Here is a 20057-nt window from a genome sequence, read left to right on the forward strand (position 1 = left end):
ATTGACCCTTTCAAACAGCGACGTCGCGCATTTTCAAGAAAAGGGATGGGCCGTTCTCAAAGGCTTCCTGAGTGCTGAAGAGCTTTCGTCCTTTTACAGCGATTTCAATCGGCTCCTGCTCCTGAAGGCGGGCAAAACGCAGGGCGAACTCAAGCCACTTGAAAACCGGGTCGATCTCGAGCTGCTTGTCGATCTGTTCAAGACAGACCGTGCCGGCCTGGGTGCGGTGTACCGGTCCCTGAGGCATTTGCAGTCGCTGCAGAAAATGCAGCTTGGGGCAAAGTTCGAAGAGGTCTACCGGAAGCTCTTCCAGGACATCGGCATGATCAATGTCTGCCCGTATACCGGGACCAGGATCGATTTCCTCGGCGAAGAGAAGTTTCTCTTCGATTGGCACCAGGACTACCACTACATCCAGCTTTCGCAGGATTCCATCGTGTTCTGGATCCCCTTTACCGACCTGGACAAGGACGGTGCGGTCGAACTGCTGGACGGATCACATCTTGATGGGTTGAGACGGGCGAAGATGCTGGACCCGTTGAACGAAAACAAGAACGGTGCCAAAACCCTGTCGATCAACCACGACATTGATTTTTCGAAGTACGCCAGCTCCATACCAAGCCTCGACGTGGGGGACATGCTGGTCTTTTCCGGTCTGACCGTTCACAGAAGCGTGCCGCAAAAAACCGAACCGGTGCGGGTTACGACCCAGTTTCGGATGGGCAACTTCGACAATGAGGACGCGATCGAAAGAGGGTGGCCCGTGGGACAGCTCGAGGGACGCGCCTTTCACATGGACCACGCGGAATATGTCGATTGAGGCAGTGCGCGTTCCCTTGACCGCGCCTGCGCCAGACCCATCCTGTCTTTTTCAGGCGGCTTCCTGATCCGTGATCGGCGAACCTCCAAGACCAAGGTTTGCCGGCCGCAGATCCAATGCACTTCAAAACATTAACCTGGAAGGCAAGCGAGTTCATACACTTGCGAATTAATCCAGCGTCAGCTTGTTGCCCGCTTTCGCGAGAACTCCCGGAATGTTGCTGATTTCCCGCGTCTGCACAGAGTACTCCGGCATTGCAGAAATGCACAAAAAACACTGGACGCCCATGTCGGGATTGAACTAGAAGCGCAGCTTGGCACCACTTCAAGACGCGCGGCAACAGAACCTGATGTTGGGAATCGGCAAATACATCAAGAAGAACACGAACTTTCCGACGTTCGTCAAAAGACGCATTTTCTACAGCAGGAACCTCTACAATCTGCTGACGGCCGACGCAGCCACCCGTGACTATCACTACATCGACAGACATGTCTACGGGATGAACTATTTCTTCAACGTCGTTCCGGAATACAAGCTGATCTATGTTGAAGTCTCAAAGGCAGGATGCAGCACCGTCAAGTCGATCTTGTCGAGCGTGTGCTACGGCCGCGACTTCAAGGGTGAATTCTACCGTTGCCACCGCAGAGAGTATTCCGGCCTGAAGTCGCCGGAGATGATCGGCCCGGAAGGGTTCTGCGAGATGCTGCGTGATCCTGAAACGCTGATGTTCACGGTTGTGAGGAACCCGTATCTCAGGCTGCAATCCTGTTATTCAAACAAGTTCGCGGGCGTTCCCTGGGACGCTCCGGACGACCATTTCATGAAGCAATACCGGAAGAACAACCAGTTCACGCGGCCGGATACCTATGTTTCCAACAATGCGATCACTTTCGATCAGTTCATAAAATATGCCTGCGCAACAGCGACAAAGATGCTGAACAATCATTGGAACCTGATGTCGGCAAACGTGCCGAAATCGGTTCCTTCAATTCACGTCGCCAAGCTTGAGACGCTGCACGAGGACATCAAGCCAGTCGCGGACAGGCTCGGCATCGACGCGCAGACGTTCAGTCCAAGAAAAACGGCCGTCAATAAAACAGGCTCACATGCGTATGGGTCCCTATGGACCAGCGATCTCGTCAAACGGGTTCAAAGCGCCTACCGGGAAGACTTCACCCGATTCGACTACCCTTTGGAGTTTCCAGGCACAACAACAAACTAGCCGGAAGCGGGGCGCGGCGACCGGTCTTTATCGCCCGGCTCGCAAGGCCCGTGATCTTTTTTTCGCATCTTTCCAGGCCCTGGACCGGGGTTTGTTTCCCGCCAGAACGCTCTGGTAGTCCTTGGTCAGCACCTCATCAACCATGTTCGCGGCATTGAGAGCCGTCTCTGCTCCAAAAAACTTGAGCGTTTTGCTCTTTTCCTTCCATCTATTTATCTTTTTTTCAAACCAGCCACGGCTTGCATTTTCAGCAGATTCGGCCGTTTCTTCGGCTGCGTGGTTCGTGTCTTGATCGACCTCGCTGACGACACGTTCGAGTTCAGCCGACAATCCCTTGCGCTGCGCATGCTCCGCGAGATTGGCGGCGATCACTTTCCGGCTTACCTCGGGATGAGACGCGGACTCTTTCAAGACGAATTTATACCAGGCGACATTATCCACATTGCCGGCTTCCTTGGGGAAGGCGGCCAGAACCGCTTCGAGCACCTGAAAAACGCCGGCAGGAATGCCGCTTCCGATCACGACCGGGTCCTGAAACGGATCGCGGGCGGCTTCGCTTACGAACATCTCGGCAGGACTACCTTCTGAAAAATCGTTCTTCTGATCTCGCGTCGAGCAACCGGTGCTTGCCGGGCTCGATCCACTTAGCGTGAACGGGTGATCCGCATGGACATGGTCGACTTCCTCGACAAGCCCGAGATAAGAAAAATAGATGTCCGGTACATGAGACTGGAAAAACTCGGACTGCGGCAGCGTCAGCCTGTCGAGGCAGGCGCGCGACACGATGCCGTGATATAGCGCCGGGAAACTGTCATCCCAGGTCACCGACGCCGACAGCAGGGCCTCTTTCGGCTCCCTGGCCCCCACTTTGCGAACGGCACCGAACGTGTTCCCGTCGGTCATGAGCACCCGCCCGAACTTCTTTGTCGACGTATCCTCGGGCCACCTGTAGGTCAGGCGCGGCCAGCTCAGGCTGTCCGGCCTGTGAGTCTCGAGTATCGTGCGCAGCGCCGGAAACTGGCCCGGCAGGACCGCGTCGTCATCCCCGATGAAGAGGATGTAGTCGCCTGACGCCCGATCCAGCGCGAACTGAAAGTTCTGACGCATCGAAATGCGTTTTTCCGTTCTGATGTAAAGCAGACGCGGATCTTCAAACGCCTCCACGACGTCTTCCGTGTGGTCGCTGCTCGCATTGTTGCTGACAATCACCTCGATGTTGTCGTCCACGATCGCCAATGCGGACTGAATTGCCGCGCCGAGATAGGCCGCCCTCTCGCGCGTCGGAATGATTATGCTGATTTTCATGCTGGCATCGTGACCCGTCTTTACTGGTGGTGCGGGCCGTTCGAAGAACCCGCATCAATGACGTGTGAGATAGCGCAGGTCATGACCGCTATTCCAGCTAAAAATGACGCCGGATCACCGATTTCGGGCCGTATTTGCGCCCGTGAGCCGCGCTTTACTTTCAAAAGCAAACATGTACAAGTCGCCCCATCGAATTGGATGTGGGATGGCCATGAAAGTTGTGATTCTTGCGGGCGGACTGGGAACGCGGATCAGCGAAGAGTCCCATCTGCGGCCCAAACCGATGATCGAAATAGGCGGGCGTCCCATACTCTGGCACATCATGAAAATCTATGCGGCCAACGGGCTCACCGAGTTTGTCATCTGCTGCGGCTACAAGGGCTACGTCATCAAGGAATATTTCGCCAACTACTTCCTGCACATGTCCGATGTGACCTTTCACATGGGCGAAAACCGGATGGAGGTACACAGGCAGCAGGCGGAACCCTGGAAAGTGACGCTGGTTGATACGGGCGACGCGACCATGACCGGCGGACGGATCAAGCGCGTCGCGGACCATATCGACGACACCTTCTGCCTGACCTACGGCGACGGTGTCGCGGACGTGAACATTGCCAGGCTGGTCGAGCATCACAGGGCCTCGGGATTGGACGCGACCGTGACGTCCATACAGCCTCCCGGCAGGTACGGAGCGCTCGAGATATCGAACGGCCGCGTCACGAATTTCCTAGAGAAGCCCCTGGGCGACGGCCAATGGATCAATGGCGGGTATTTCGTCTGCGAGCCAAGTGTGCTCGACCGGATCGACGGGGACGATGTTCCGTGGGAAGCCGAACCGCTGGAGAGCCTTGCGCGGGACGGACAGCTCGGCGTCTACAGGCATGACGGTTTCTGGGCCGCGATGGACACACTTCGCGACAAGGCGCAGCTTGAAAAACTCTGGCAGTCCGGAACCGCTCCCTGGAAGGTCTGGTGACACCCATGGGATTTTGGCACAACAAGCGGGTTCTAGTTACGGGACACACCGGCTTCAAAGGGGCCTGGCTGTGCGAACTTCTTTTGGGGCGCGGCGCGCATGTCACCGGGCTGGCCCTCCCGCCCGAAGATGACGGCAGTCTCTTTTCCCGGTTGCAGCTCAAGTCGCGAATGCCGGGGGACTTCGTCGACGTGCGGGATGCGACCGCAGTCTCCGAGGCCGTCAAAGCGGCAAGGCCCGAGATCGTCCTGCACCTCGCCGCCCAATCCCTGGTCCGGCGGTCCTATCGCGATCCGGTCGGGACCTGGGCGACGAATGTCATGGGCACGGCGCATCTCCTGGAGGCGCTTCGCTCCCGGTCCGCGCCTGTCACCACCGTCATCGTAACGACCGACAAGGTCTACGAAAACCATGAATGGCCGCACGCCTACCGCGAGAACGACGCCTTGGGTGGCCATGACCCGTACTCGGCTTCCAAGGCCGCAACAGAGCTGGTATCGGCCAGCTGGCGCCGGTCCTTTGGTGACGATCATCTGAAAATCGCAACCGCGCGTGCCGGCAACGTCATCGGTGGCGGCGACTGGGCGGAAGACCGTCTGGTTCCCGATATCATCCGCGCACTCATATCCGGACGCCCGATCGCTATTCGCAATCCCGCTTCGATACGGCCGTGGCAGCACGTGCTTGATCCATTGCACGGATACCTGCTGCTGGCGGAAAGACTGCACGGCTCGAACACCGGAGCACCGTTCGAAACAGCGTATAATTTCGGGCCGGAGCTCTCCGACGTGAGCCCGGTCGAAACGCTGGTTGAAACCATCCTGTCGCATTGGCCGGGCAAATGGATCGATGCGGGCGATCCCTCGGCAGCCCATGAGGCGGGCCGGTTGTCACTCACGATCGAAAAGGCAAAGAGCGAACTCGGCTGGAAACCCGTGTGGCCGTTCGAGCGTGCGGTCGAAATGACGGTCGAATGGTACCGGCAGGTCGCCAACGGACGCGACGCAGCCGAGATCTGCCAGGCGCAAATTGCAGCTTTCGAGACCGGATCATGAAGTTCACGCCGCTTCCCCTTGAAGGCGCCTACAGGCTCGATCTCGAACGCAAGGGCGACAGCCGCGGTTTTTTTGCCCGCCTGTTCTGCGAAGAGGAGTTTGCCGATCACGGGCTTTCAACAGACTGGTCGCAATGCAATGTCTCGCACAGCGCCGCGAAAGGCACGGTGCGCGGCATGCACTTCCAGCGCCCCCCTGAGGCCGACGCCAAACTGGTCAAATGCATGCAAGGAGCCGTCTTCGACGTGATTGTCGATCTGCGACAAGGCTCGCCAACCTACGGGAGCTGGACCTCGGTGACGCTCAGTGCGGTGGGGGGCGAAATGATCTATGTTCCCGAAGGTTTCGCCCATGGGTTCCAGACCCTGACCGATGACGCGGAGCTGTTGTATTTTCATTCCAAGAGCTATAGCCCGCAACACGAGGGCGGCCTGCTGTTCAGCGATCGGGATGTCGGCATCGTCTGGCCCCTGGAGATCGGCACCCTGTCAGACCGCGACAAGTCCCTGCCGCCCCTTTCCCAAGTGGAACCCATTTCATGAATCAAACCTGCCGCCATTGCGGAACGAAGCTTCACCGCGAGTTTCTCGACCTCGGGTATGCCCCGCCGTCGAACGCCTATCTCGAAGCCTCCGATCTGTCCGCACCGGAGGTCACCTATCCGCTCCGGCTGATGGTCTGCGACGCATGTTTTCTGGTTCAGACGCAAGACTACACGGACGCCGAGAGCCTGTTCGCAAACGACTACGCCTATTTCTCGTCAACGTCCAAGGGCTGGCTGACCCACGCGGCGCAATACAGCGAGATGATCACGAAGCGCCTCGGCCTCGGACAGGGCAGTTTCGTTGTCGAGGTCGCGTCCAATGACGGGTATCTTCTGCGAAACTTCGTCGAGACCGGCATCCCCTCACTGGGCATCGAACCGACCCGATCCACGGCACAGGCGGCGGAAGCCCTCGGTATCGATGTCCTGCAGGAGTTCTTCGGAGAAGCCCTTGCCGCTCAACTCACCGATGAGGGCAGACAAGCCGATCTCATCATCGGGAACAACGTCTATGCCCATGTTCCCGACATCAACGACTTCACCAAGGGCCTGAAACAGCTTCTGAAACCGGAAGGCGTCATCACACTCGAGTTTCCGCACCTGATGAGGATGGTCGAATTCTGCCAGTTCGACACGGTTTACCACGAGCACTTTTCCTATCTCTCGCTGGGGACCGTCAGCCGGGCTTTTGCCGCGGCGGGTCTCAGGGTGTTCGATGTCGAGGAATTGCCGACCCACGGGGGCAGCCTGCGGATCTACGGATGTCATTCGAACAGTGGACATCGCGATAGCAATGCATTGCAGCGTCTTCTGGCGGAAGAGCAAAAACGGGGAATGACCACGCCGGACTTCTACGAGAACTTTCAGCAGCGCGCGGAGAGCATCAAGGACCAACTGCTGGAATTCCTGCTGGACGCCAAACGCAGCGGCAAGACGGTTGCAGCCTATGGAGCGGCAGCCAAGGGGAATACCCTGCTCAACTTCTCGGGCGTGCGGCCGGACCTGGTCTCGTTCGTTTGCGATGCGGCTCCTGCAAAACAGGGAAAGTTCCTGCCCGGCAGCCACATCCCGATCTTCCCGCCCGACATGCTCAGCGAGCGGCATGTCGACTACATCCTGATCCTGCCATGGAACATTGCCGCCGAAGTGCGTTCGCAACTTGCCGGGCAAGTGCCCGGCACGGTAAAGTTCGTTACGGCAGTTCCAGAACTCAGACTCTCATGACAAACCGTATCGCGTATACAAAGCCGTCCATCACGGACCGGGAAGTCGCGTATGCAACCGACGCCGCCGCAAACGGCTGGGGCGAGCGCTGCTATGACTATCTCAAGAAATTCGAGACGGCCTTCGCAGCGCACCTGGGAACAGGACACGCAATCGCGACATCCAGCTGTACCGGCGCACTGCATATGGGCCTGGCCGCCCTCGGCATCGGCCAGGGTGACGAGATCATCCTTGCCGACACGAACTGGATCGCCTCGGTTGCTCCCGTCCGGCATCTCGGCGCGACGCCGGTGTTCGTCGACATCGATCCCGTGAGTTGGTGCCTGGACCCGGACAAGGTCGAGGCGGCCATCACGGACCGCACGAAGGCAATTCTCGCAGTGCACCTATACGGGAATCTCTGCGATGTCGGGCGTTTGCAGCAGATCGCCGCAGAGCGCGATCTCTACCTGATCGAGGATGCAGCGGAGGCCATCGGAAGCCAGTACCAGGGCCGGCGCGCCGGATCGATCGGCACGTTCGGCACCTTTTCGTTCCACGGCACGAAAACGCTCACGACCGGTGAAGGCGGCATGTTTGTGACCTCGGACACCGGTCTTTTCGAAAAGGTGCTGACCCTGTCCAACCACGGCAGGTCCCGGAGCCAAACCAAACAGTTCTGGCCCGACGAACTCGGCTTCAAGTACAAGATGTCCAACATTCAGGCAGCCATCGGTCTTGCCCAGGTGGAGCGAATCGACGACCTGATTGCGCGCAAACGCGAAATCTTTTCTAAATACCGGGAAAGGCTGGAGACCTATCAGGGCCTTCAGCTGAACCCCGAACCTCCCGGAACCGTAAACGGCGCGTGGATGCCGACGGTCGTGTTCGACCGGGATCTGGGCGTCACGCGGGACATGCTTCTGGCAGAATTCAAGAAAACCAGCATCGATGCGCGGGTCTTCTTCTATCCGCTTTCCTCCCTGCCCATGTTCACGCCGGCGAAGCAAAACGCAGTCGCATGGGATGTTCCGGAAAGGGCCGTGAACCTGCCCAGCTATCACGACATGAGCGACGCGGACATAGACCGCGTGGCCGACGTCGTCAGGTCATTTCTCCGCTGAACTCAACCGACGATCCTTCCAGCATGTCGATCCGTGCCGACATCGGGTGCGCTTCAATGAAGGCCCTGTTGTGCGGCCGGATGTCGATATCGACCCCGCGCATGGTGCGCTTGGGTTTGCGGGGCTCAATGAGCTCGCCACTTTCCGTCGCCTCGCAGAGATCGATCATGGCCAGCAGGGACGCGGACAGGATCAGTGATCCGCCGTGCGCGATGCCCGTTTCAATGATCAGGTCGGGTTTGACCTGCCAGACCAGTTCCCGAAAGGCGACGATGTCCTGCGGATACTGGCTGATCGGCCTGCCGAGCCAGGAAAAGTTGTACGCGTACTTGTGAATGGCGGAGTGCAGCAGCCAGTCGCGGGTCTTTTGATGCAGCGCGCGGTCTTCGCCCAGGGCGGCGATGTTCCCGGAAACCTCGAATTCCTCTTAACGATCAATCGATGACTGCGTAGGACAGCGCCGGTGTGAACGGAAAGCGCCTGACCTGCAGATTGTTCAGGCCGACCGCTTCCATCACGGCAAGTGTTTCGCCGGGCCAGTAGGACTGGTTCAATTCGTCGAACGCAATCACGGCGCCTTTCGGCATGCGAGGCAAAAAAGCTTTCAGCGCGGCAATGGTAGGCTCGAACAGATCAAAATCGAGATAAAGCAGCGACACGACCGTGTGCGGGTTGTCGTCGACATATTCGGGAATCGTCTGCAGCGCGTCCCCCTTTACCAGTTCCATCTTGTTGACGTGGCCAACAAGGCGGTTCTGATCATAGAGTTTGACGCCCTCGCGCAGTTCCTCCTCACCATCGAAACGATAGCCCCCGGTCTTGCGATGAGACAACTCCCCGTCTCCGGACTCGTTCGCCCCGTCTTTTTCCGTGAGTTCGGGAAACCCGTCGAACGTGTCGAAGCCGATGATTTTCCTGTTGTGGTTCACCGGCTCGTAGATTGCGCTGAGCTGCGCCCAGGTAAACAGCCCGCCACCCATGAACACGCCGCACTCGACGATCGACCCATGTACGTTGACGATCTGCTCGAAGAGCGCGTTCTTCGCCAGAAACAGAGCAAGCGTTTGTCGCGGCACGAAGCGGGTGAAGTTTTCGAGCTTGTTCAACGTCGTCCCGCGCGACTGTTCGAAATACGGGCCGATGTCTTCCCGGTACTGATGCTCGTTCGAGTTCTGGTTCTTTGGATCGCGGAGGGAGAATTCTTCGTTCGACACCTTGTCGTTCCTTGCAGTTCAAGCCTTGGCTTGTGAGGTGAGCCTGGTATTCGCCTTGATGCCGGTCACAATCGTCCGGCCCGAACCGATCACGCTGTCGTCGCCTATGCTGAGACCCGGTTCGACAAAAATACCCGTTCCGAATCTTACCCTGTCGCCGATCGAAACATTTCCGGAGGTGAAGACACCCGGACCAAAGGCACAACTCGATCCCAGAACGTTGCCATGTTCAAGCGCAACATTCGCCGACACGAAATTGTTGTCCTTCAGGCGGCTGCCCGCACCGATATAGACATGTCCCAGGATGACGTTTCCAACGCCCAGTTCGACACCGGACCGGATGTCGGCACTCGGATCGATGACGTTGACGAAATGCACGCCCTGTTCGACCAGTGAATTGAAAACGCGATCGCGTTCTTCCAGATTGCTGTTGAAAGCGAGAACCGCCGCGTCGACCTTTCCGTCCGACAGGTCGCTCAGGAACATGTCCAGATTGCCGGCAACCGGCAGCCCGAGCACGGACTTGCCGTGAAACTGTTCGTCGCGGTCGTAGATCGCCGCCGCATGGAGTGCGGGGATGCGGGTGAGCGCGTCCGCGACGATCAGTGCACCGCCCCCGGAAACGCCGCCGATGATACCGACACGGGTCCCCGTATCGAACCCCAGGCGCGCCTTGTCTCCGACGTCCTTGGCCATGAAATCCAGGACGGCCTGTTCGGTGACCCGGTTGTCGCCCGCGAATTCCTGGACACTCCTGAGATCGAGACCGTTTCTGGCTATAAGCAGTTCCGCCTTCTTGGTCGGCACCGGGATCGACGATGATGCCTCGGCAAGAGCCGCCAGGTGGCCCTCAATATCAAAACGGGGATCTTCCGAGCAGAAACCGATGACCTGATCGACTTTCAAGGTGTCCCCCTCTTGCGCGAGCGGGAAGACGAAACCTTCGGCTTCCGCGGACACTTCAATCGTCGCCTTCGTCGTTTCCAGGATACAAAGGTCGTCTCCTTGGGAAACCCTGTCTCCGGGGTTTACCAACCAGTCTTGAAGCTGGGCTTCCGTGTCGTTGACCCCCAGAAAGGGCACACAAATGTCAGTGGTCATGACAGGACCTCGAAAATCGCATTTTTGATCGCCGCTTCATTCAGGATCACATCCGCTTCCAGATGCCGGGCGGCCGGAATGGCGACAGGCCTGGCCGCAAGGCGGACAACCTGCCTGGGCGGCGTTCCGATTTCCAGCATGCGCGCCATAACCTCGCCGGCCCAGCCAAATCCCAGCGTCCCCTGCTCGGCAATCAGGACCGGCACATTCCTTGGTATCTGCCCGATGGCCTTGTCAAGCGTCCCGATGTCGTTGATGCAGGCAGGCGCGATCAGGACGCCGTAGATTTCCTCGTCTGCCAGCTCATCGAGGACGGCAGCCGACAACGAGGCAGCGCCCCCGTAGCCGATGATTGCAACGTCGGGAACGGCGTTTTCCGGAAAGTTGGCCGCAACCACCGTCGGGAGCTTGCCCTTGCCCTCGATTTCCGTCACCGACAAGCCGGAAAAAGCGTCGGGATAAAGGTGCTGCGGATAGTCCCCCTTGTCTTCCACGAAAAGCGTCGGAACCTCGCTTTTCAGGATCACCTTCTCCAGCAGATCGCCTGGATTGTGAAGGCGGCTGGGGGCGACGACATCGAGACCCGGAACACCGAAAAAGAGCTTTTCAAGGCTCTGGCTGTGGGTTGGTCCGTATCCGCGCGCGCCGCCGACGGGTGTCCTGATCACGGTCGGCACCTTCACCTTTTCGCCGTACATCAGCGGAAACTTGGCTGCGCTGTTCACGATCTGGTCGACGCATAGCGTCATGAAGTCACCGAACATGATCTCGGCGACCGGCCGCAAGCCCCGCATTGCCATGCCGGTTGCCACTCCGACAATCGCGCTTTCGGAAATCGGGGTCGTGTGCAGGCGCCCCGGATACTTCGTCGACAGACCCTTCGTCGCCTTGAACGCGCCGCCGTAGGGATCAAGAATATCTTCGCCGATCACATGTACCGCGGGATCCGAAGCCAGGCAGCGGTCCAGCGCGTCTCTCACGCTGTCGATGTAGAGCGTCACGGGCGATCCTCCGAAAGCCTGCGGACGATGCTGTCGAGGCGTTCCTTGACCTCCGCTTCGATCTCGCCGACATGCGTCTCCAATCCGGCCTGCCTGGCGAGCAGGATGATCGGATCCCTTTGCCGATACCGTTCGATCTCGCTCCGGTCGCGGAAGTCGTCGCCCTTGGAGTGCGGCGCAAATCTGTAGGTTTCCATGAAGATCAGCTGCGGGCGCATGCTGGAGCGGGCCCTTGCCACCGCGCCGGATGCCACCTCTGCGACCGCATGCACGTCCATGCCGTCCAATCGATGCGTCTCGATGCCGAAGGCTTCGCCGCGGCCAGACAGATCACCGGCATGCTGCAGCTCAAACGGCGTCGTCTGGGCATACCGGTTGTGTTCGACGGAAAAAATCATCGGGACGTCCCACAGCGAAGCGATGTTCATTGCCTCGTACAGGGCGCCTTCGCCGAAGGTTCCGTCTCCCAGGTTCACGACGGCGACGCTGCCGGTTCCCTTCAGTTTTTCGGCCAGCGCCATGCCGACCACGATCGGGGCACCCGCACCCTGTATCCCATTGGTATAGAAATTCCGGAGCTGGACATGCTGGCTGCCACCGATGCCCCCGCAGACCCCGTCCGGATGGCCCATCACCTCTGCGATCAGGCCCTCGACGTCATCGCTGTATGCGATGTAATGACCGTGGCCGCGATGATTTGAAAAGACGATGTCGCGGTCAAGATCCAGAGCGGACGCGATGCCGACCGCGCAGGCCTCCTGCCCGATGCAGGTATGCACCGTGCCGGCAAGCCGTCCACTCGAGAACAGCTCCAGCAACCGCTCTTCGAGTTTTCTTATCGTGATCATCCGGCGGAGAAAAATCTCCGATGAATCGCTCGTTCTCAACATTCCAGTTCCGGCATGCGCAGCAATGTGTCGTTGACAGTGCGTTTCCGACCGCTGCACCCGCTTTTCATGCACCGTGTGAAAAAGGCTTCGCGCCGCCGAGGATGAAACCTGCACCGGCGGGGACAGATTAGCCTGTGCTTAGGCCTCTTCGCGCGCGACTTGTCAACTACTTTGCCCCGAATTGTCGGCAAATTGCCGCCGGAGAACGTTCGAGACCGGCGCGGCCAGCCGGAAGATGCGTCAACGTCGGTTTCCATCCGGAAATTCTCGGAGGTCGTGCGCGAACTTGAGGTCGACCGCATCGATCTCATCAAGATCAATATCGAGGGCGGCGAGTTTGATCTTCTGCCGCACATGATGTCGGATCCGATGACTACCGAAATCGACAACATCCAGGTGCAGTTCCACACGTTCATCAAGCGTGCAAAGAAGATGCGCCGCGCGATCTTGAAGAAGCTGAGCGAGACCCACAAATGCGACTGGTGCTACACGTTCGTGTGGGAAAACCAGAGCAGGTAGCCACCGGTTCAGGCGCTGGTGAGCGGGCCTTTCACGAACCGATCATTTCAGAGAGCGCATCGGGCCGGCGGATCAAAGCTTGTTTCTCGCCGCGCTGATCATCTTTTTCAGCTTGAAGCGCACCTTGTTTTTCACGTGCTCGCGTTCAGTGAAGAGACTGTGTCTTCGCCCGGTCGTATCACTCCATACCGTTGATGCTGCCTTGGCCAGAATCGCGAAGAGATTGTGTTCGCGGAGAACCTTCCGCTTCGCTTCGCGCATGTGCTCGCCGACGCGTTCCGCCTCGTCCGATTCGATCAGCCGCTTGATCGTTGCGATTGCGCCGTCTTCGTCGGCTAGATCGAAAGGTGAAACAGCGCGCAGATCGAAATACTGCGAGATGTTCGCACACCCGTAGTAGATAGGATATGTATTCGTGAGGAACGGATCCGACAATTTCTCCGTCCAGTAGTCGTCATAACTGCTGTTCTCGATCGCAATGTGATACCGGTACTCGGAGAGAACTTCCAGCTTGTCGCCAAAATTGTTTATGTTCCGGCCGAAGAGATCAATCTCGTCTCCGAAATAGGCCTTCAGCCTGCGCACGAATTCCAGGCGGGCACGGTGTCCTTCCGTGAATGCCTTGTTCGATGTGACAACGGAGACCGATTTCGTCTTGGTGGGCTGAAACACCTCGAAATCATCCAGGGTCATCGGCTCCGACAACATGGCACCTGTGTTGTCCCAGACACCGACATGCCATGGCAATCCCAATTGCCCGAAGATGACGTGTGGATGCCTCGTGCTTCGGTCCGTCGTCAGGACGCGGTCGAATTGCGCCAGGAAGTCATGATTGTAGGTTTTCACGCTTGCCGGTTCGGAAGCGATGAACATGCTGCGCGGTGCACTCAGACGGCCTGACAGGTCATCGGGTACCGCGTCGAAGACGAAGACGATGTCGCAGTTGTCGAAGCTGCCCGAAAAGACAAATTCGACACCGTCCCAGACCGGCCGGGATCCGGGAAACTGGCGTTCCCAATGCCATTGCGGCGACGATGAAACGAACCCTGCCCTGATCAAGCCTGCCTCCTGACATGCATATCGCAATTTCTGTTCACGGCTGCCCTGTCTCCCCGGCACGCGTTCTTGAAGAATACCGTCTCTGGTTTCGCTCTAAGCAGTCGCAGTGCGGACCTCTTCGGCCCGCAGAAACCACTCGTAGGTCGTTTTGATCCCGTCTTCCAGGGCGCGCTGCGGTTGCCACCCCAGGGACTTGAGCTTGTTGCCGTCCATGAGCTTGCGCGGCGTACCGTCCGGCTTGCTGAGGTCGTGCGTGATCTCACCTTCGAACCCGACAACGCGGCAGACCAGCTTCGTCAGGTCCAGGATGGAACAGTCCGTTCCGCTGCCGACATTGACGTGTTCATACCCGGAATAGTTCTCCATGAGGAAAACCAGGGCATCCGCACAGTCGTCCGCGTGCAGGAATTCCCGTCTGGGCGAACCGGTTCCCCACATGACAAGTTCCCTGTCTCCCCGCAGCTTCGCCTCATGCGCCTTGCGGATGAGAGCCGGGAGCACATGACTGGTTTCCAGGTCGAAATTGTCGCCCGGCCCGTAAAGATTGGTCGGCATTGCGGAGATGAAATCGCAGCCATGCTGCTTGCGATAGGCCTGTGCCAGCTTGATGCCGGCGATCTTCGCGATGGCATACCACTCGTTGGTCGGTTCCAGCGGACCGGTCAGGAGAGACCCTTCCACGATCGGCTGGTCGGCGAATTTCGGATAGATGCATGACGACCCCAGAAACAGGAGTTTCTCAACGCCGACGCGAAAGGAGGCCTCGATGAGGTTCGCTTCGATCATCAGATTGTCGTAGAGAAAGTCTGCCGGACGCGCGTCATTGGCCGCGATGCCGCCGACTTTCGCAGCTGCCAGAAAGACGAGGTCGGGCCGCGCCTGCTCCATCCAGTCGTCGACGGAGGCCTGCTGCTTGAGATCAAGCTCCTTGCGGCCTGCCGTCAGGATCTCGCAGTTTTCCTCCCGAAGGCGACGCACGATCGCGCTGCCGACCATGCCATTGTGGCCGGCGACAAAAATACGCTTGCCTGCAAGGCCGCACTTGTTCGGGACCTCATGTTGCTTCCGGTCATTCGCCTGCATCGAGCCTGCCCTTCATTGCCCGTCCTTGATCGCCGGCAATCCGCGGCCGCTCAGCTCCCGCGGCAGGGCTTCCATATCGGAGCGCACCATTTGCCGCACCATATCTTCAAAGGATGTCTGCGGTGCCCAGCCGAGCACGCGCCGGGCCTTGCTGGCGTCGCCGATCAACAGGTCGACCTCGGTCGGACGGAAGTAGCGGGGGTCAACGGAGACGAGCGGCTTGCCGGTGTCCGCGTCGAACCCCTTCTCGTCAACGCCGGTTCCTTCCCACCTGACCGTCACGTCCACTTCCGCAAACGCCATATCGACGAACTCGCGCACGGAGTGCTTTTCTCCGGTCGCCAGAACGTAGTCGTCGGATGTGTCCTGCTGCAGGATCCGCCACATGCCTTCGACATAGTCCCTGGCATGTCCCCAATCCCGCTCCGCATCCAGGTTCCCCAGGAACAGCTGGTCCTGCAGCCCGAGCTTGATGGCCGCGACCGCGCGGGTGATCTTGCGGGTCACGAAGGTTTCGCCGCGGATCGGGCTTTCGTGGTTGAACAGAATTCCGTTGCTGGCATGGATGCCATAGGCTTCGCGGTAGTTCACCACGATCCAGTAGCCGTAGAGCTTGGCCGCGGCGTAGGGACTGCGCGGATAAAAGGGCGTCGTTTCCGACTGCGGAATTTCCTGGACCTTGCCGTAAAGCTCCGATGTGGACGCCTGATAAAACCGGGTCTTCTGTGTCAGGTTGAGCAGCCGGATCGCCTCGAGGAGCCGCAGTGTTCCGAGCGCATCCGCATTTCCGGTATATTCCGGCGTCTCGAAGGACACCTGAACATGGCTCTGGGCGGCAAGGTTGTAGACCTCGTCGGGCTGGACTTCCTGCATGATGCGGATCAGATTTGTCGCGTCCGTCATGTCGCCGTAGTGCAAGTGCAGCCTGACATCGCTCTCATGAGGGTCCTGATACAGGTGGTCAATCCTGCCGGTGTTGAAGGACGAAGACCGGCGCTTGATCCCGTGGACGGTGTATCCCTTGCGCAGCAGAAGTTCCGCGAGATATGCACCGTCTTGGCCTGTTATTCCGGTCACGAGGGCGGTTTTGGTCATTTGCTCGTTGCTTTTCGTTGGGTCCGCTTCAGGTCGTCGATCCGTTGGAACACACGTTCGCGTTCGGCTCGGTCCGCCCAGTTAACGCAAGCGGCCTTCAGAAGCAACAAAACCCCGCATGAGCATGCCCTTCTGCATGCCTTCAATTGCCGTGAGCAAGCGCGGTGGACCGGACATCCGCCCGACAACGTCGGTTCCGAAACACCTTTGCCGGCTTCCGGCGACCCTCACAAGTTCCGCTGGATTTCTCTTCTTGCCCTTGGCATAACGTGGTCATCCTTGCGGCCGGCCATGAACGAACCGGCCCCAACCCGTTTTTCGCCAGATGGATATATGTCCCTGAAACCAGATCTGGATGTCACCCTTGTTTCCGGTGCGCGCCCCGCGCTGCTCGAGACAACGCTCAAGAGCTTTTCTGCGCTTCTGTTCAAGAATTTCGAACTGCAAACCTGCTTCGTCAACATCGACCCCTTTGAAGGCGGTCCCGACGAAGTGGCCACCTGCGAGGCAATCTGCCGGAGAGTTTTCAATAATGTCGTCGCGCGCACGCCCGAAAAGCCGCATTTCACCCGCGCCGTAAAATGGCTCTGGAGCCAGCCCCGGAGCGCGTGGTGCTTCCATCTGGAAGACGACTGGATGCTTGAACGGGAAGTGACAAGCGAGGAATTCAAGGCTGCACATGAGCGGCGTGTCGCCCAGATCACGCTCATGACCCGCGAAAAGAACTGGGGGTACCGGTCGAGGTTTCACTATGAGCCGAGCCGGCTCGTGGTTCTGGGCCGCGACTTCGGCAAAAGCGTCAACAAGAAACGCCCGATCTTCACGACCAGCCCGAGTTTCGTGCGCCGGGAATTTGCGCTGCGCTGCTCGGAGCTGATGGACGAGACGCTGGATCCCGAAAAGCAGCTGAACTACCTGAACCCGGCCCTGAACAGCTTCACGTCGAAATTCAGGAACAGGTTTATCGGCAAACGGCGTGAATATGTGGCGCGCGACATCGGCCGGCAGCATCGCGACGAACGTGGTATCACGAAGACGGTCGAAGACGGATCCAGTGTTTGGGTCAAGCCCGAGCAGAGCTGAGCGGACGGTGGGTGTTCTGCGCGGCGACCGCTAGGAGAACCGGGTCGCCCTTTGTGCCGGAGTGTCGAAATCGAAGCCGAACACATCGATTTCCGTGGCGTACCAGTCGGCGACGATCCGAATGCTGGTCTCGTCGTAGAAGTCCCTGAAATCGGAGGCGGCGTTCTTTGAAACGTTCTTGCGCTCCAGGGTATCCGGAATACCAAAATAATCCGCCACTTCCCGGCCGAGATGTTCCTGGCGCAGTATGTCGACGGCAACATTTCCTGCCTCATCGATAAGGTAGTCGTGTTGCGGGTACCAGCCCAGCGACGCCCGGTGCCAGAAATAGTCCTTTTGCCCCCACTCGTGCCGCGTCTCGAGAAATCGAGCAAAATCGCCCCTGGTCATCTGCAAGTCGAGTTCGTGGCTCTGCCGGGTCTGGATGTAGAACTTGAACCGCGAAAACGTCCGGGCCCACGGGTTGCGGATGACCGCGAAGGGTATCGTGCCCTTGCGAACGGATATGTCGATATCCCTCAAGCGCGCGTGCTCGTATCCGGGGTGCATGCCGTTTGACGCCATGTAGCCCTTGAGGTCATCGGCATAGGCCTTGCTGACGAGGCGTCTTCGATGGGCGATGACGATCCTGTCCTTCAGCGCCGGCGCCTCGCGGATTGCCATGCCGCCGTTCTTCGGGATGTGCACCAGAAGGTGTTTCCGGGGGACGATCCCGATACGCGGAAGAGCGAATTTCAGGAGGTTCTTGAGCTGGTACTCGTCCATGTTGGCGTCTGGATCTTCTTCGTCGGCCGGGCCGTTCCGGTGCGGTTAGCGCCGCATGTCTATCTGGTGCTGCCTTATCCCAATCTTCCAATCCTGTCCATTCATGGGCTCACCATCCAGGTTGAACTGAACCGTTTTCGCCGTCCGGATTTCGATGTTGCGCGCCTTGCGCTGGACGATGCCGTGTTTCATGCCGTCGACGCCGCTCTCCAGCAGCGTCGCCAGCAGGTCCGACACCTTTCCGGACTTCGGGAACGGAATGATCGTGAGGTCGAGCAGACCGTCATCCAGCTTGGCGCGCGGGCACAGCCGGATACCGCCACCCGCCCTGCGGCCATTGCCGATGGCAAGCGCGATGAAGGCCCCCTCCCAGGCAAAATCCTCAGCCTCGATCCGGCCCTCGCAGGCCGACAATTCCGAAAACCGGTGCAGGCCGGTGAACAGATAGGCGGCGCCGCCCAGAACCCGTTTCAGGTTCGGGTCGGTCTGTGACGTCACCTGCGTCCCGAAGCCGCCCGTCGCCATATTGATGAAACAGCATCCATTGACCTCCCCGACATCCGTCGGCTTGGCGCCCGCGCGCGCCGCGAAACGCAAACATGACGACACGTCCGCCGGATCCAGCCGGATGTGCCGGGCAAAGTCGTTGGCTGTTCCAAGCGGCAGAACGGCGAAGGAAAACGGGGGCCTTTCCCCGGTGCCGAGTTCATGCAGAACGCTGTCGACGACTTCGTGAATGGTGCCGTCGCCACCACCGCTCACCAGCGTGTCGATCCGCTCGGACTCATGGTCGGCAAGGGCCTCCCTTGCAAGACGCGCAGTGTCGCCGGCCTCGTAGGTCACCCGCACGGAAACGTCATGGCCCATGTCGCGCACCGCGCCAATGGCCGCGCGGATATCGTTCCGGCCCGCGGACTTTCCGTTCAGGATCACCCGGAGATGCTGTTTTTCCGTCTGTTTCATAACGCTCCAGTCACATCGCGCCTCCTCGAACCACCGCTCATTCGGGAAGCATTGTCTCCCGTCTTACCCGAGCGGTTTCGGCTTCTTCCGTCAACCACTTCCGGAAGGCGGACACGACGGGCCGCATGGTCCGGCCCTCGGGATAAACGAAGTAGTAGGCGGTCTGCTGATCAAGTGAAAGATCGAACAGGCGCACAAGGCGGCCGGATGCCAGTTCATCCTCGATGAACAGTTTCGGCATCAGGGCGGCCCCGGCATGATGTATCGCCGCTTCCGAGATCATGACGAATTGTTCGAAACGCGCGCCCTGAAAGGCGGTATCGGTTTCGACCCCGGCGAGGTCGAACCATTGCCGCCATGCCAGCGGCCGTGTTGCCAGCTGCAGTCGGGGGACACGGGCCAGGTCCTGCGGTGAACGGATGTCATGCCGTTCCTTGAAGGCGCGCGAGGACACCGGAATGACTTCCTCGGCAAAGAGCCTTTCCGCGATTGCGCCCGCCCAGACCGGATCACCGTGATGGATGGCCCCGTCGAACGGTTCCTCATCGAAATCGAACGGTTGTAGACGGACACTCAGATTGAGGCCCGCGTCGGGGTATTTTCGGCCGAATTCCGCCAGGCGCGGCGCCAGCCAGCGCGTTCCGAATGTCGGCAGAACCGCAAGGTTGAGGACATCCGCGCTGCCCGCATAGGACATCACCTGCCGCGTCGCGGATGTCATCTGCTCCAGGGCGCCGCGAATGTCGTGAAGATAGATGCGCCCGGCATCGGTCAGGACAATGCGCTGGCGCACCCGCCGGAAAAGCTCCACGCCCAGCCTGGTTTCCAGATGGCGCACCTGCTTTGAGATCGCGCCTTGCGTGAGGTGCAGTTCCTCGGCCGCGCGCGTGAAGCTCAAATGGCGCGCAGCACATTCAAAGGCAATCAGCGTGTCGGCAGACGGAATAAAGGCGCGTCTCATTCAAAATCCCTGTTCATTCCATTTTGTCATGAATGTTGAACCAGGTTTCGCTTTAACGCAAACGTAAAACAGGA

22 protein-coding genes are annotated in these 20057 nt (G+C 59.0%); 10 read left to right on the forward strand and 12 right to left on the reverse strand.

Going from position 1 to position 20057, the window contains the following annotated elements; genetic code table 11:
• The first annotated feature begins 1 nt into the window (after position 1).
• Together ACO08A_RS08620 and ACO08A_RS08625 are read left to right on the forward strand one after the other, a co-directional pair.
• Positions 2–820 carry a phytanoyl-CoA dioxygenase family protein gene (locus tag ACO08A_RS08620; RefSeq protein WP_422040714.1) on the forward strand — a complete coding sequence of 273 codons (819 nt, stop codon included), beginning with the start codon at positions 2–4 and terminating at the stop codon, positions 818–820.
• 313 nt (positions 821–1133) lie between these two features.
• Entirely contained in the window at positions 1134–2042 is a 909-nt protein-coding gene (locus ACO08A_RS08625) for a sulfotransferase family 2 domain-containing protein (protein WP_422040715.1), read from the forward strand.
• A gap of 27 nt (positions 2043–2069) precedes the next feature.
• Here the strand turns inward: ACO08A_RS08625 and ACO08A_RS08630 are convergent, their stop codons facing one another.
• On the reverse strand, positions 2070–3347 hold the full coding sequence (locus ACO08A_RS08630) for a glycosyltransferase family 2 protein (RefSeq protein ID WP_422040716.1): 1278 nt from the start codon (positions 3345–3347) through the stop codon (positions 2070–2072).
• A gap of 211 nt (positions 3348–3558) precedes the next feature.
• Here ACO08A_RS08630 and rfbF point away from each other — a divergent pair, with 211 nt between their 5' ends.
• Genes rfbF through ACO08A_RS08655 form a run of 5 tightly spaced genes read left to right on the forward strand, consistent with a single transcriptional unit; the run spans position 3559 to position 8249 of the window.
• Positions 3559–4323, forward strand: a complete 765-nt coding sequence (gene rfbF, locus ACO08A_RS08635) for a glucose-1-phosphate cytidylyltransferase (protein WP_422040717.1) — start codon at positions 3559–3561, stop codon at positions 4321–4323.
• A 5-nt stretch (positions 4324–4328) separates the two neighbouring features.
• Positions 4329–5378, forward strand: coding sequence for a CDP-glucose 4,6-dehydratase (rfbG, locus tag ACO08A_RS08640; RefSeq protein WP_422040718.1), 1050 nt, complete (start codon positions 4329–4331; stop codon positions 5376–5378).
• Positions 5375–5920 (forward strand): dTDP-4-dehydrorhamnose 3,5-epimerase, encoded by a 546-nt coding sequence (gene rfbC / locus ACO08A_RS08645; protein ID WP_422040719.1) that lies wholly within the window; start codon positions 5375–5377, stop codon positions 5918–5920. The genes rfbG and rfbC overlap by 4 nt, the downstream gene beginning before the upstream one ends.
• Entirely contained in the window at positions 5917–7146 is a 1230-nt protein-coding gene (locus tag ACO08A_RS08650) for a methyltransferase domain-containing protein (protein WP_422040720.1), read from the forward strand. Before rfbC ends, ACO08A_RS08650 begins: the two co-directional genes overlap by 4 nt.
• The gene (locus ACO08A_RS08655) at positions 7143–8249 is read left to right on the forward strand and encodes a DegT/DnrJ/EryC1/StrS family aminotransferase (protein ID WP_422040721.1); all 1107 of its coding nucleotides are present in this window, start codon (positions 7143–7145) and stop codon (positions 8247–8249) included. Before ACO08A_RS08650 ends, ACO08A_RS08655 begins: the two co-directional genes overlap by 4 nt.
• On the opposite strand, the gene ACO08A_RS08660 is transcribed toward ACO08A_RS08655, so the two are convergent.
• Positions 8230–8544: a CmcI family methyltransferase gene (locus tag ACO08A_RS08660; protein WP_422041730.1), complete on the reverse strand. Its 315-nt coding sequence runs from the start codon at positions 8542–8544 to the stop codon at positions 8230–8232. The genes ACO08A_RS08655 and ACO08A_RS08660 overlap by 20 nt on opposite strands.
• On the opposite strand from ACO08A_RS08660, the gene ACO08A_RS08665 reads away from it, so the two are divergent.
• Positions 8455–8694 (forward strand): hypothetical protein, encoded by a 240-nt coding sequence (locus tag ACO08A_RS08665; protein ID WP_422040722.1) that lies wholly within the window; start codon positions 8455–8457, stop codon positions 8692–8694. The genes ACO08A_RS08660 and ACO08A_RS08665 overlap by 90 nt on opposite strands.
• On the opposite strand, the gene ACO08A_RS08670 is transcribed toward ACO08A_RS08665, so the two are convergent.
• The 4 genes from ACO08A_RS08670 to ACO08A_RS08685 are packed head-to-tail and all read right to left on the reverse strand — an operon-like array spanning position 8684 to position 12413.
• The gene (locus ACO08A_RS08670; RefSeq protein WP_422040723.1) at positions 8684–9463 is read right to left on the reverse strand and encodes a TylF/MycF/NovP-related O-methyltransferase; all 780 of its coding nucleotides are present in this window, start codon (positions 9461–9463) and stop codon (positions 8684–8686) included. The genes ACO08A_RS08665 and ACO08A_RS08670 overlap by 11 nt on opposite strands.
• Positions 9464–9481: 18 nt before the next feature.
• Positions 9482–10564, reverse strand: coding sequence for a biotin/lipoyl-containing protein (locus ACO08A_RS08675; protein WP_422040724.1), 1083 nt, complete (start codon positions 10562–10564; stop codon positions 9482–9484).
• A complete protein-coding gene (locus ACO08A_RS08680; RefSeq protein WP_422040725.1) occupies positions 10561–11565 on the reverse strand; it encodes an alpha-ketoacid dehydrogenase subunit beta in 1005 nt (334 codons plus the stop codon). The genes ACO08A_RS08675 and ACO08A_RS08680 overlap by 4 nt, the downstream gene beginning before the upstream one ends.
• Positions 11562–12413: a thiamine pyrophosphate-dependent dehydrogenase E1 component subunit alpha gene (locus ACO08A_RS08685; RefSeq protein WP_422040726.1), complete on the reverse strand. Its 852-nt coding sequence runs from the start codon at positions 12411–12413 to the stop codon at positions 11562–11564. The genes ACO08A_RS08680 and ACO08A_RS08685 overlap by 4 nt, the downstream gene beginning before the upstream one ends.
• A gap of 201 nt (positions 12414–12614) precedes the next feature.
• Between ACO08A_RS08685 and ACO08A_RS08690 the strand changes: the two genes are divergently transcribed.
• A complete protein-coding gene (locus ACO08A_RS08690; protein WP_422040727.1) occupies positions 12615–12974 on the forward strand; it encodes an FkbM family methyltransferase in 360 nt (119 codons plus the stop codon).
• A 72-nt stretch (positions 12975–13046) separates the two neighbouring features.
• On the opposite strand, the gene ACO08A_RS08695 is transcribed toward ACO08A_RS08690, so the two are convergent.
• From ACO08A_RS08695 to gmd, 3 genes are all read right to left on the reverse strand, one after another.
• Positions 13047–14033: a glycosyltransferase family 10 domain-containing protein gene (locus ACO08A_RS08695; RefSeq protein WP_422040728.1), complete on the reverse strand. Its 987-nt coding sequence runs from the start codon at positions 14031–14033 to the stop codon at positions 13047–13049.
• 93 nt (positions 14034–14126) lie between these two features.
• Positions 14127–15116: a GDP-L-fucose synthase gene (gene fcl, locus ACO08A_RS08700; protein WP_422040729.1), complete on the reverse strand. Its 990-nt coding sequence runs from the start codon at positions 15114–15116 to the stop codon at positions 14127–14129.
• Between the two features lie 12 nt (positions 15117–15128).
• Positions 15129–16211 carry a GDP-mannose 4,6-dehydratase gene (gmd, locus tag ACO08A_RS08705; RefSeq protein WP_422040730.1) on the reverse strand — a complete coding sequence of 361 codons (1083 nt, stop codon included), beginning with the start codon at positions 16209–16211 and terminating at the stop codon, positions 15129–15131.
• A 333-nt stretch (positions 16212–16544) separates the two neighbouring features.
• On the opposite strand from gmd, the gene ACO08A_RS08710 reads away from it, so the two are divergent.
• Positions 16545–17294 carry a hypothetical protein gene (locus ACO08A_RS08710; protein WP_422040731.1) on the forward strand — a complete coding sequence of 250 codons (750 nt, stop codon included), beginning with the start codon at positions 16545–16547 and terminating at the stop codon, positions 17292–17294.
• A gap of 30 nt (positions 17295–17324) precedes the next feature.
• Here the strand turns inward: ACO08A_RS08710 and ACO08A_RS08715 are convergent, their stop codons facing one another.
• Genes ACO08A_RS08715 through ACO08A_RS08725 form a run of 3 tightly spaced genes read right to left on the reverse strand, consistent with a single transcriptional unit; the run spans position 17325 to position 19983 of the window.
• Entirely contained in the window at positions 17325–18059 is a 735-nt protein-coding gene (locus ACO08A_RS08715; protein ID WP_422040732.1) for a hypothetical protein, read from the reverse strand.
• A gap of 45 nt (positions 18060–18104) precedes the next feature.
• Positions 18105–19022, reverse strand: a complete 918-nt coding sequence (gene yegS / locus ACO08A_RS08720; RefSeq protein WP_422040733.1) for a lipid kinase YegS — start codon at positions 19020–19022, stop codon at positions 18105–18107.
• A 37-nt stretch (positions 19023–19059) separates the two neighbouring features.
• Positions 19060–19983, reverse strand: coding sequence for a LysR substrate-binding domain-containing protein (locus tag ACO08A_RS08725; RefSeq protein WP_319385249.1), 924 nt, complete (start codon positions 19981–19983; stop codon positions 19060–19062).
• Positions 19984–20057: the final 74 nt, after the last annotated feature.

Origin of the sequence: Roseibium sp., assembly GCF_965232425.1 — a bacterium.
GTDB lineage: Bacteria > Pseudomonadota > Alphaproteobacteria > Rhizobiales > Stappiaceae > Roseibium.